Origin of the sequence: Escherichia sp. MOD1-EC6475 (assembly GCF_003046645.1) — a bacterium.
In the GTDB taxonomy this organism is placed as follows: Bacteria; Pseudomonadota; Gammaproteobacteria; order Enterobacterales; family Enterobacteriaceae; genus Escherichia; species Escherichia ruysiae.
In genome coordinates this window covers 23,473-36,196 of the sequence record NZ_PZKQ01000052.1, presented here as the reverse complement: position 1 = coordinate 36,196, position 12,724 = coordinate 23,473, and the positions used below count along the sequence as shown (strand labels likewise).

9 protein-coding genes and 1 pseudogene are annotated in these 12,724 nt (G+C 50.6%); 3 read left to right on the top strand and 7 right to left on the bottom strand.

Annotated elements, in window-relative coordinates:
- Positions 1–51: 51 nt before the first annotated feature.
- Positions 52–123 carry a hypothetical protein gene (locus A7589_RS22860; protein ID WP_123056740.1) on the top strand — a complete coding sequence of 24 codons (72 nt, stop codon included), beginning with the start codon at positions 52–54 and terminating at the stop codon, positions 121–123.
- Here the strand turns inward: A7589_RS22860 and yqfG are convergent.
- Positions 120–245 (bottom strand): protein YqfG, encoded by a 126-nt coding sequence (yqfG, locus tag A7589_RS16595; RefSeq protein WP_032337118.1) that lies wholly within the window; start codon positions 243–245, stop codon positions 120–122. The genes A7589_RS22860 and yqfG overlap by 4 nt on opposite strands.
- Before the next feature lies 1 nt (position 246).
- On the bottom strand, positions 247–1,695 hold the full coding sequence (uacT, locus tag A7589_RS16590) for a urate/proton symporter UacT (RefSeq protein ID WP_010347966.1): 1,449 nt from the start codon (positions 1,693–1,695) through the stop codon (positions 247–249).
- A gap of 434 nt (positions 1,696–2,129) precedes the next feature.
- On the opposite strand from uacT, the gene ygfT reads away from it, so the two are divergent.
- The gene (gene ygfT, locus A7589_RS16580; RefSeq protein ID WP_010354231.1) at positions 2,130–4,052 is read left to right on the top strand and encodes a formate-dependent uric acid utilization protein YgfT; all 1,923 of its coding nucleotides are present in this window, start codon (positions 2,130–2,132) and stop codon (positions 4,050–4,052) included.
- Positions 4,049–4,537, top strand: coding sequence for a 4Fe-4S dicluster domain-containing protein (locus A7589_RS16575; protein WP_000838403.1), 489 nt, complete (start codon positions 4,049–4,051; stop codon positions 4,535–4,537). Before ygfT ends, A7589_RS16575 begins: the two co-directional genes overlap by 4 nt.
- A 35-nt stretch (positions 4,538–4,572) precedes the next feature.
- Here the strand turns inward: A7589_RS16575 and ghxQ are convergent, their stop codons facing one another.
- The 5 genes and pseudogenes from ghxQ to ygfM form a co-directional block, all read right to left on the bottom strand.
- Positions 4,573–5,940: a guanine/hypoxanthine transporter GhxQ gene (gene ghxQ, locus A7589_RS16570; protein ID WP_000012142.1), complete on the bottom strand. Its 1,368-nt coding sequence runs from the start codon at positions 5,938–5,940 to the stop codon at positions 4,573–4,575.
- Between the two features lie 25 nt (positions 5,941–5,965).
- The gene (gene guaD, locus A7589_RS16565; protein ID WP_010349348.1) at positions 5,966–7,282 is read right to left on the bottom strand and encodes a guanine deaminase; all 1,317 of its coding nucleotides are present in this window, start codon (positions 7,280–7,282) and stop codon (positions 5,966–5,968) included.
- Positions 7,283–7,299: 17 nt separating this feature from the next.
- The gene (gene xanQ, locus A7589_RS16560; protein ID WP_001280174.1) at positions 7,300–8,700 is read right to left on the bottom strand and encodes a xanthine/proton symporter XanQ; all 1,401 of its coding nucleotides are present in this window, start codon (positions 8,698–8,700) and stop codon (positions 7,300–7,302) included.
- Between the two features lie 332 nt (positions 8,701–9,032).
- Positions 9,033–11,903 carry a molybdopterin-dependent oxidoreductase Mo/Fe-S-binding subunit gene (locus A7589_RS16555; RefSeq protein WP_000583586.1) on the bottom strand — a complete coding sequence of 957 codons (2,871 nt, stop codon included), beginning with the start codon at positions 11,901–11,903 and terminating at the stop codon, positions 9,033–9,035.
- Positions 11,900–12,679 (bottom strand): annotated as a pseudogene (ygfM, locus tag A7589_RS16550) (molybdopterin-dependent oxidoreductase FAD-binding subunit). Before ygfM ends, A7589_RS16555 begins: the two are co-directional and overlap by 4 nt.
- Positions 12,680–12,724 lie beyond the last annotated feature (45 nt).

Genomic DNA, 12,724 nt, shown 5'->3' with positions numbered 1-12,724 from the left:
TTCTCACATGTAATTCTAATCACTCGTCATTATAGATAACAGAAGTGTTAAATGATTAACCAAGTGAGCGTTTATCGACAACCGCCCGTTTTGAGCGGATGCCGACAGAGAAAGACCATTTAAAAAAGCAACATCATATATTTGAAGCGGCTTTCAATAGCCATTGCAACGCAGTCAGAAATGACAGGAATGGAGAGCATTAAGAGTAATAACAGACTGAATATAGCGCGCATTAAAAGATTCATATTATTCTCCATGCTCATTTTTCTTCAGCTTGCGCATCAGAAGCCACATACGTACTGTCCTAACTTTTAGATCTTTATCAGAGACGGATTCCTTCACCAGGTCAGCATGATGCTGATAGCCATTAAAGAAGACGTTCAGCACAACGGCGCTAAGGGTTGCGAGCATAATGCCGCTATGCAGCAACGGTTGCAGTACGGCCGGTAATTTAGAAAAAAAATCGTGAGAAAGCGTCGGAGTCATGCCAACGCCGAGACTGATTGCCACAATATAGAGGTTGTAACGGTTGGTGGTGTAGTTACAGCGCGACAGAATCCGAATCCCTGTTGCCAGCACCATGCCGAACATCACCAGCCCCGCGCCGCCCAGCACAAATTGCGGAATGGAAGCCACCAGCACCGCCATTTTCGGCACCATGCCGAACAGAATTAAAATAATCCCCGAAGAAATACACACCCAGCGGCTATGAACGCGCGTCACGCTGACCAGACCGACGTTTTGTGAAAAAGATGTATGCGGAAAACTGTTAAACGTTCCGCCGATCATGGTTCCTACGCCATCCACGCGCAGCCCGCGAATAATGTCGTGCGAAGAGAGCTTACGACCGACTATTTCACCCAGTGCCAGGAACATCCCCATCGACTCAATAAATACGATGATGAGAACTGCGGTCATGGTCAAAATAGAAACGGGGTCGAAAATCGGCATACCAAACGACATCGGCGTAACAATCGCAAACCACGAAGCATCATGCAGCCCGGATAAATTGACTTCATTCATCATCCATGAAAGTAAAAAGCCAAATACAATCCCCAGTAATACGGCAACATTGGACATAAATCCTTTTGCATAGCGAGTAATAAGCAAGATGAAAATTAAGACTGCGAAGGAGATTCCTAAATAAACGGGATTACCATATTGCGGATTTCCTTTACCTCCCGCAGCCCAATCAATGCCCACCTGAATAATACTCAGCCCGATAGAGGTAATAACCACACCGGTAACCAGCGGTGGGAACAAAGGCATTAAGCGACCAATAAGCGGCGCTAATAATGTGGTGATAAATCCGGCTGCGATGGTTGCGCCAAAAATCCCCAGCAGCCCGATATCCGGGTTCATCCCGATAGCTATCATTGGCGTTACAGCTGCAAAGGTCACTGACATAATAACGGGCAGGCGAATCCCCATAAAACGACCGATGCCAATGCATTGCAAAAGTGTGACGATACCGCAGCAAAAGAGGTCGGAGCTAATAAGCATCGCTATCGCCTCTTTGGTAAGGCCGAGTCTGTCACCAATCATCAGTGGTACAGCGACTGCGCCTGCATACATCACAAGTACGTGTTGCAGACCGAGTATGATCAACTTTCCTGGTGATAATATGCGGTCAACCTCATCGGTGGGGCGGTCTTGCCCTGAAGATGAGGGAAGTTGGGAATCTATGGCGCTCATCAGTCATTCTCCTTTCGCTCGCCAGAGTGAAATGCAACCGTTTACGTTAATAAAACTGTTTAATGACATGCTCGTGGGATGCCAGTTTTAACGAGGAAGGGAAGTTATAGAATGGAAATGCGGAGGCAATCACATAATCCTGGTTAAACCGAGAAAATGAGAAAAGAATAAGACAATGGAATTATCTTTAATTTTCTCATATTGATATGTCTTTAATCATTCTGGCATGTCGCACTCTCGCATTTAATGCTTTTGAGTTGGATTACTCTGTTTTCAGCGACGGCGCTTAATTAATGAAAGCGGCACAGATTGAGGGGTAATAATTTGACCTCAGTCGCAAAATATCATTAAAGCGGACACGTTTTATAATATATGCCCGTTTATTGCATCGCGACATTTGAGAAGACATAACTCATCAAATGAAAGGGATGCAAATGAATAAGTTTATCGCTGCTGAAGCTGCGGAATGTATAGGCTGTCATGCCTGTGAAATTGCCTGTGCGGCGGCACACAATCAAGAAAACTGGCCGCAGAGCTACAGTGACTTTAGACCCCGTATTCACATTGTTGGGAAAGGCCTGCACGCGAATCCGGTGGCCTGTCATCATTGCAACAATGCCCCCTGCGTTACGGTTTGCCCGGTAAATGCTCTGACTTTCCAGCCTGATAGCGTACAACTGGACGAGCAAAAGTGTATTGGTTGTAAAAGATGCGCAATCGCTTGCCCCTTTGGCGTAATCGAGATGGTCGGTTCTATTGCGCAGAAATGTGACCTTTGTAACCAGCGCAGTTCCGGCGCGCAAGCCTGTATTGAGGTCTGCCCAACACAGGCGTTAAGGCTGATGGACGATAAAGGGTTACAGCAGATAAAGATGACCCGCCAGCGCAAAACGGTAGAAGGAAAGGCGTCATCAGATGCTCAGCCATCTCGCCGTGCAGCGTTGCTCCCCGTTAACCCGCGTAAAGGTGCAGATAAAATTTCAGCGAGTGAGCGTAAAACCCACTTTGGCGAAATCTATTGTGGACTGGATCCGCAACAAGCAACTTATGAGAGTGACCGCTGTGTTTATTGTGCCAAAAAAGCCAACTGTAACTGGCATTGTCCGTTGCATAACGCCATTCCGGATTACATCCATCTGGTACAGGAAGGGAAGATTATTGAAGCGGCAGAACTCTGCCACCAGACCAGCTCCTTACCAGAAATCTGCGGCAGGGTATGTCCACAGGACCGTCTTTGTGAAGGCGCATGTACTTTGAAAGATCACTCTGGCGCAGTCTCTATCGGTAATCTGGAACGCTACATCACCGATACCGCGCTGGCGATGGGCTGGCGTCCCGATGTCAGCCAGGTCGTTCCGCGTATGGAACGGGTAGCTGTGATTGGCGCTGGGCCAGCAGGGCTGGGGTGTGCCGATATTCTGGCGCGCGCCGGCGTTCATGTTGATGTCTTTGATCGCCATCCGGAAATCGGCGGTATGCTCACCTTTGGTATTCCTCCTTTCAAGCTCGATAAAGCGGTGTTAAGCCAGCGGCGGGAGATATTCACCGCGATGGGGATCGACTTTCATCTCAACTGTGAAATTGGTCGTGATATCTCTTTCAACGACTTAACGACAGAATATGACGCTGTTTTTCTTGGCGTGGGGACTTACGGGATGATGCGAGCGGATCTGCCGCATGAAGATGCGCCCGGTGTGATTCAGGCGCTACCGTTTCTGACCGCGCATACTCGCCAGTTGATGGGGCTGCCAGAGTCTGCAGAGTATCCGCTGACGGATGTAGAAGGTAAGCGAGTTGTCGTATTGGGGGGCGGCGATACAACAATGGATTGCCTGCGCACATCCATTCGCCTGAAGGCCGCCAGTGTGACCTGTGCTTATCGGCGTGATGAAGTCAGTATGCCCGGCTCGCGAAAAGAGGTGGTTAATGCGCGTGAGGAAGGCGTTGAGTTTCTGTTCAATGTTCAGCCGCAATATATCGCTCTTGATGATAACGGGCGCTTAAAGGCGGTGGGCTTGATTCGTACCGCAATGGGTGAGCCGGGGCCTGATGGTCGCCGTCGTCCACGTCCGGTGGCGAGATCTGAGTTTGAACTGCCCGCCGATGTGCTGATTATGGCCTTTGGCTTCCAGGCACATGCCATGCCGTGGTTGCAGGGCAGCGGCATTAAACTTGATAAATGGGGGCTGATAAAAACTGGCGATGCAGGGCATTTATCCACCCAGACGCATCTGAAAAAGGTTTTTGCCGGTGGTGATGCCGTTCATGGTGCGGATCTGGTCGTCACCGCAATGGCCGCAGGAAGACAGGCGGCACACGATATGTTAGCTATGTTTAATACGAAGGCATCGCGATGAAATCGTTAATTATCGTTAATCCAGCTGACTGTATTGGCTGCCGTACTTGCGAAGTGGCTTGCGTGGTCGCCCATCCGTTAGAACAGGAGTTGAATGCGAGTTTCTTTCTCCCACGTTTAAAAGTGCAGCGTCTGAACAACATTAGTGCGCCGGTGATGTGCCATCAGTGCGAAAACGCCCCTTGTGTTGGCGCTTGCCCCGTGCAGGCGCTGACGATGGGCGAACAGGTGGTACAGGCAAATTCTGCCCGCTGTATTGGCTGTCAGAGTTGTGTCAGTGCGTGCCCGTTTGGGATGATCACTGTTCAGTCTTTGCCCGGACATACTCGCCAACTCATCGTGAAATGCGATCTCTGTGAACAGCGGGAAGAGGGGCCAGCCTGCGTTGAATCTTGCCCAACGCAGGCGTTGCAGTTGATGACTGAGAGAGAACTCAGGCAAATCCGCCAGCAGCGTATTGCTGCCAGCGGCGAGAATCATCTCTGATAGAAATCTCCGCGCTGAAAGGCGCGGAGAATCTCTTAAATAGCCCAACCACCAGCGTAAAACGCGACCAGGGCGACGGTAATGATAACCGTACCAATATTCAGTTTTTGCCATTCGCGAGCAAAGACGCGACCTACAACCAGCGTCACAAAGCCCAGCATAATACCGGTAACGATATTGCAGGTCAGGACGATGAACACGGCACACACCAGTCCGGCCATTGCATCAATAAAGTCGTTGAAATCCAGCTTCGAAACGTTGCTTAACATCAGTAGACCAACGTACATCAGTGCAGGGGCTGTGGCATACCCAGGGATCAGAAACGACAGCGGAGATAAAAACAGAATCAACAGGAACAATGCACCAACCACGGTAGCGGTCAAACCGGTTTTGCCTCCGGCGGCGGTTCCTGCCGCTGATTCGATATAAACTGCCGCAGGTGCCGCACCCACTAAACCGGAGAATATTGAGCTAACCGAGTCACTGGTCAGGGCTTTGCCACCGTTGATTATTTGGTTGTCTTTATCCAGCAGATTCGCCTGACCGGCTACTGCACGGATGGTGCCGGTGGCGTCAAACACAGCAGTCATCACTAATGCCAGTACACTCGGAAGTACGGTTGGCTGGAGCGCGCCCATAATATCCAGGCTGAAAATTAGAGATTTTCCATCTTCGCCAGTCAGACTCGGCATTGCCACCAGACCGTGGTATTTCACCGCCGGATCAAAAATTAAGCCGATGATCGAGATGGCGATAATGACCAACAAGATCCCACCAGGTACGCGGCACTTCTCCAGGCCGAAAATCACCGCTAATCCCAGCAAGCTCATCAGCACCGGGAAAGAGGTAAACGCACCAAGCGCAACTGGTAAGCCTTCAATCGGGTTTTTGATGACCATACCTACGCCGTTAGCGGCAATCAGTAGCAGGAACAGACCAATACCGATACCTGTACCGTGCGCAATACCCATTGGTAAATTGCGTAAGATCCAGGTTCGCACGCCAGTTACGGAGATAGCGGTAAATATCAGCCCCATCAGAAAGACCGCCCCTAGTGCTACCGGAACGCTAATTTGTTGCCCAAGTACCAGGCTGAATGCAGTAAATGCTGTCAAGGAAATGGCGCAACCAATCGCCATTGGCAGGTTAGCCCATAACCCCATCAGCAGAGAGCCGAAGCCTGCGACCAGACAGGTGGCAACGAAGACCGCTGCGGGAGGAAAACCTGCTTTACCCAGCATTCCCGGCACTACGATAACGGAGTAAACCATAGCGAGGAATGTGGTCAGACCCGCCAGTACCTCCTGGCGAACGCTGCTGCCACGAGCGGTAATTTTAAAATAATTATCCAGCGCGCCCTGTGGCTTTGGTGCGTCCGGTGTTTGTAGGATGTCTCCAGACATAATGATGTCCTCACGAGGTTTATTATTAGTTACGTTCGTACACCAGACGACCATCAACGTAGGTGCGATAGATAGAACGGTCATCGCCCAACGTCATCATCACGAACAATTTGTCGACTAAAGAAACAGAGTTGTCATAGCGCAGTTGCTGCAGCGGTGTGGCGGTAGGTTCCATCACCACGAAATCAGCCTCTTTGCCTGGTATAAAGTTGCCGATCAGATCGTCAAGTCCCAGAGATTTTGCGCCACCGAGCGTGGCAAGATAAAATGCTTCATATGCTGAGAGACGATAGCCCTGTAGCTGCAATACTTTGTAGGCTTCGTTCAGTGTCTGCAGCATGTTGAAGGTGGTTCCTGCGCCAATGTCAGTCCCCATGCCAACTTTGACTTTCTTATTCCATGCTTTTTTCAGGTTGAATAAGCCGCTGCCGAGATAAAGGTTGGAGGTTGGACAAAACGCGATGCTGGATTTAGTCTCGCTGAGACGATCCCACTCTTTTTCTTCCAGATGGACGCAGTGAGCAAAGACGCAGTTTTTACCTGTCAGGCCATACTGGTGATAAACATCCAGATAACCATCATGTTCAGGATAAAGCTCTTTCACCCAGGCAATTTCATCTTTGTTTTCACACAGATGGGTATGTATCCACGTATCGGGAAACTCTTCTTTCAGGCGTTGCGCCATTGCCATCTGTTCGGGAGATGAAGTCGGTGCGAAGCGCGGCGTAATGGCGTATAACAGACGTCCATTTTTGTGCCAGCGTTTGATCAGTTCTTTGCTTTGGTGATAGCTGCTTTCTGCGGTATCGAGCAGATAATCCGGCGCATTGCGATCCATCATCACCTTGCCGGCAATCATGCGCATATTGATATGACTGGCGGCTTCAAACAGCGCATCAACGGATTGCGGATGAACGGTCCCAAACACTAGCGCCGTGGTTGTGCCGTTGCGCAATAACTGTTTGATGAAAAATGCCGACATTTCGCGGGCATATTCTAAATCCTCATAACGACGCTCTGTGGGGAAGGTGTGTTTATTCAGCCATTCCAGCAACTGCTCGCCATAGGCACCGACCATTTCACTTTGCGGATAATGGATATGTGTATCGACAAAGCCCGGAACTATCAGTTTGCCGCGATAGTCGCGAACGCGAATGGTGTCAGGAATTTGATGCTTTCCGTCCTCCCATTTGCCAAACCACTCCACTTTCCCTTGTTTAATGAGCAGTAAACCATCCTCAATAAATCGCAGCGCAGAGGCGATCTCTTCCGGGTTATCGACTGTACGGGTGACATCAATAAAACTGCCTCGTACTGCTTTTAACGTGTGTTCTCCTGACATCATTGACTCCTTTACTTTTAATCCATCTCTTCCGCTGAGGTAATACCAGGCAGAACGTTTTCCTGTCGGTAGCCACCAGGGAGAATAATATTTAATAAAATCGCAGTTAACCCGCCTGCACAAATAGGGTTTTCAACTAATACATAAATAGAGGCAGGCAATATTTTAAAAATTTCGGGATCGTAGGAAACACCAAGACCTAAACCTAATGAGGTGGCGACGATAAGTGTTTCACGGCGTTTTAAGCCATTGGTGATAATGATGCGGATACCGGCAATGGCAATCATGGAAAACATTAACGTCATTGCGCCCCCCAGAACTGCCGAGGGGATAGTGGTGAAGAAGCCGCCGATCATCGGAAATAACCCGAGGATAACCAACATAACCGCGATGGTTCGCCCGACATAACGTGAAGCGACGCCAGTCATCTGAATAACCCCATTATTTTGCGCAAACGTGGTTAGCGGTAATGAACCGACAGCGGAGGCGATAACAGAGACCAGACCATCTGCCAGCACGCCACCTTTCAGTCGGGACTGATATTCATCACCCTGAATAGGACGGCGGGAAACCATTGCCGTGGCGGTGATATCGCCTACTGCCTCCAGCACGCTAAGCAGATAAATAGTGCCGACCACCAGGAACTGATGGAAGCTGAAACTAAATCCGTATTTGAACGGATGTGGGATAGTGATTAACGGCAGGTTGCGCATACTGCTGAAATCCACCATGCCAAGACATAACGACGCGATATAGCCGACGCAAAGCCCGATGGCGATCCCGCCCATGCGTAGCAACGGACTACGGCAGCAGTTAAAGCCGATCACCACAATCAAAACCAATAAACCAACGCCGAGATGTTCGTAATTGCCGAACGTACCGCTGCTTTTGGCTGCAAATCCACCGCCAAAATCGATAATGCCGACTTTAATCAGGCTTAAGCCGATCATCAGCACCACAATGCCGCTGACGGTGGGGGTGATAACCCGACGTAGATAAGGCAGGATAAAAGAAGAACCGACAACCAGAAATGCGCCGACGAAGGAAACGCCAAGCAGCGACGACATGATTAACTCTTCGTGAAAACCGTCGCTTTTCATGCTGCTGCCCAGCGCAATCATGACGGTAACAAATGAAAAATTGACTGACTGAATGGAGAGTAAACCGGAACCCACGATGCCATAACGGTTTACCTGTAACCATGTTCCAATGCCGGAGGCGATCATCGCCATTGAAACCAGATAGGCGGTTGTTTCTGCGGAAAGTTGTAAGGCCGCACCCACAATTAATGCGGGAGTCACCATCGGAACGAAAATTGCTAACAGATGGGTAATTGCGCCAACAATAGCCTGATGAAAGGGAGGGCGATCCTCCAGTTCAAATATAAGGTCGGAACCTGCATGGTTTATATCAGACATCCCTTCACTCCTTTTAAAGTAAATTTGATCATCTGAATCAGTAAAATAAATACCCACGAATTTGGGGCGCAGGACGCCTTGAGAACGGCTTATCTCATTTTCGCAGTTACTATTTAGTCATCGTTCAAACAGAGAAACAGGCCGCAGAAGCGGTAACAGATTGTTGATAAATCGCGCTTTGTTCATGCCGGATGCGGCGTGAACGCCTTATCCGCCTGCCAAATCATGCTAACTCAATATATTGCAGTCGACATGTAGGTCTGATAAGCGCAGCGCATCAGGCCATTTCGCGTTTGTCAGCAATCCAGGCCGCCGAAGCGGCCATTTATTACTTATATTTTTTCCAGCGCGGCGAGTATTTTCTCCGGCGTGAAATGCCATTCGCGTAACCAGATGCCGCAGGCATCGTGAATTGCGGTAGCTATTGCTGGTGCTGCGCCATTTACGCCAATTTCCGAGATGGACTTCGCCCCGAACGGGCCGACTTTATCGTCGCTCGGCACCAGTACGGCACGGAAATCACGTGGGATGTCTCCAATTTTCGGTGCGCCGTAACTGCGTAAATCGCGGGTTAACGGGTGACCTTCGGTGTCATAAATGATTTCTTCGCTCATACTGTGTCCGATAGCACGCAGGGTAGCGCCGTAGATTTGTCCCAACGCTAACTCCGGATTGACCGGCGTACCGCAATCCAGCAGGGCGTAGAATTTGTCCAGGCGGATTTCACCGGTACGCGTGTTAACGGCAACTTCGGCAAAGTTTGCGCCATACGGGAAGGCGAAATCAGGCGTGATGTAACTGGCTGTTCCCACCAGTGAACCAAAGCCAGTACCGGTTTCGCCTTTATGGGCAATATCCCCGAAACTCACTTCGCCTTTCTTACCGCGCACGACGCCCGGCGTTGCCAGTTGAACATCTTCCAGTGGCTCACCCAACATTTGTGCACCGTGGAACAGGATTTTCTCCCGCAGATTTTCCGCTGCCATACGCGCCGCGTTGCCTGAGAAGCAAGTACCGGATGAGGCATACGCGCCTTTATCAAACAGCGCATGGTCGGTGTCACCGGAGATAACATGCACGTCCTGCGGCGGGCAATGCAGCACTTCTGCCGCCAGTTTGGTCACCACAGTATCCAGGCCGGTTCCGATATCTGCACCACCGGAGTGAACGATAAAGGTGCCGTCTGATTCCAGTTTGATCATGCAGTTAGCCTGATCGATATCCGGGATCCCCGATTTCTGCATGATAATGGCAACGCCACGACCAATGCGCCAGTCACCATTTTGCGGTTTCGGTGAAGACCATTGGATCATCTCGCGACCCTGACGCAGGATCTCTTCCAGTGCGCAGCTGGCGGCGGAAGGAACAGAGGTCGGCGCTTTACCTTCACCGATTGCACCGAGAATTTTCAGCTCTTGCCCTTCGTGTACCCGGTTACGTTCGATAATTTCCAGTTGGTCGATCTGTAACTGTTCAGCCAGTTCCGCTAATGCCATGGTGATAGCGAAGTTACCTTTCGGTGCGCCATAACCCTGATAAGCACCATTTGGGCAAATGTTGCTGTAGTAGGTGGTGACCTGGAAATCGACGTTATCGCACGGATATAACGGCAGCGACAGCGCCGGTCCGTTACACGGTACGGTGAGTGAGTGGTTGCCGTAAGGGCCAGTGTTGGCGCGGAAATCCATCTTCACTGCCGTCAGGCGACCATCTTTTTTCGCTCCCAGTTTGACGGTGACTTTCGCGACGTGACGAGAGGTGTTAGCAATAAACTCTTCTTCACGGGTGTAGCGGAACAGTACCGGACGCCCGGTCACGCAGGTTGCCCAGGCGCACACTTCTTCTAGCAGGATGTCCTGTTTGGAACCAAAACCGCCGCCAACTCGCTCTTTAATGACATGAACTTTATGCTGTTTCATGCCCACGAGGCGCGCGACCTGGCGGCGTAAGTGCCATGGTACCTGGGTGGAGGCGTGGATAACCAGACGATCGCCGTCCATCCGGGTAAAGCAGATATGTGTTTCAGTCGGGCACTGCTGTGCCTGCGTTGAGTTATAGGTTCTCTCAATGATCACATCGGCATCGGCAAAGCCTTTATCCATATCGCCAATATGTCCATGAATACTGGCGGCGATATTTTTGCGTGGGCGAGAACCGATAGGGAAGTTAATGATCATATGCTCGCCGCGCTGGGCTGCATGGCTGTTATCATCTTCCAGAGTATCTGGCGCACCAGCCACATACACCACCGGTTCATCGTGTACGACAGGCGCATCTTCCGCCATTGCCTCGTCAATCGACATTACCGGTTTAAGCACTTCATATTCAACGTCAATGAGCTTCAGTGCTTCGAGCGCAATTTCTTCACTTTCAGCAACGACCGCAGCAACGCGATCGCCGACGTGACGCATTTTCTTGCCGAACATGCGGCGGTCAAGTGGTGACGGTTCCGGCGCGCTCTGACCACCAGGGGTGTAATAGATGTCCGGGCAATTCAGGTGAGTAATAACGTGAACGACGCCCGGTAAAGCTTCGGCTTTGCTGACATCCAGATGGGTAATCAGTGCGTGAGCGTGTGGGCTACGTAACATTTTAATGACGCAGGCGTCAGCCGTTACGCGGTCTTCAACATAGCAGGGTTTCGCCTGCACCATTTTCGCGGCATCAGTTTTAGGATAGTGCTTACCAATGACTTCAAGGTCATCGCGGAAAGTCGGGGCGATATCAATTGTGGCCTGCGGGTTATTTTTACGCGCAACCGCCAGTTCAACGACCTGGTAGTATTGTTGCCAGCCTGCATCGCGGCTGAACAGACCAGAAAGCGCGTCGTCGATCTCTTCACGGGTAGGTGCGGCGATGCGATCAAGAAGATCGGTAATAATCAGAGCCGCAGCCGGATCGTTATAACCGGACTGCACCACGCCGACATTAACCATTGCCTGCTGAACCAGACTTAACTCGTTCCATTTGCCCAGCGATTCTGCGGTACGAATGTCTGCTTTTTCTAACTGTGCGGCAATAAGCAGGGATGCGTTGACGATATTACCGTTAAAGATAATTGCGTCAGAACCGGCAAAACCGAAACCATCATCACTGTTACGTACAGAGTGCATTCCCATGTTAAACAACAGCTTTTGCACGTTTTCGCCAGGATTAACGGTTAGCGCCTGGGGCGCGCCATTTAAAGTAAAGTGGATAATCATACGGCTTCCTCCCCAGCCTGTTGGCAGTCGGCATACAGGTCGGCTACCAGAACTCCCGTGATATAGCGTTTATAGGCCACGCTGCCCCGCAAATCTTCCTGCGGGAAAATGGCGTTGGCGACGGCCTGCTCCAGTGCATTACCTTCCAGATTTTGTTTTTCGACATCGTGCAAACGCAGTGCTTTACTGGCGACGCCATCCAGCGCAATTCGCATACCGTCGTGGTCGGTTAACGCAACGGCCGCAGTCACCACCGTTAACCCAGCCTGGGAACGGCTAATTTTGCGAGTCGCGCAGGTGCGATACGGATCTTTAATGATGATTTCCGTCAGCAGACGATCGCATGGGCAGGACAGGTAGTCCTCAATTGACAGCGTTTCACCGTTGCCAAAAACCAGTTCAGCATCCAGTGCCAGCAAGACGGGAAGCAACACCGACTCTTCCTGCCGGGCGGCGATTTCGCCACCAATGGTCGACTAATTACGAACATGGCGAGAGTAGACAAAGCCGAGGGCTTCACGCAAAGCTGCAGGAATAAATCGCGCATCACGCAGTGGCTGCAAGCGAGACATTGCGCCAATACGCAGTGCGCCGTTATCCCAGTCAACCCAGTCCAGCTCCAGATCCTGCAAGGAAATGGCAATCTTTTTATCGGTACGGGTTGGTGTGGCGTTGAGTTTGCTGCCCCCGGCAAACCAGACTGCTTCATCCTGGTAGCGGCGCTTCAGTTCCAGCGCCTGTTCGACAGAGTCGGGTCTGAAAAATTGTTCAATCATCTTCTTTCCTTATTTAACCCTCTTCCCTGAAGGAAGAGGGTATCT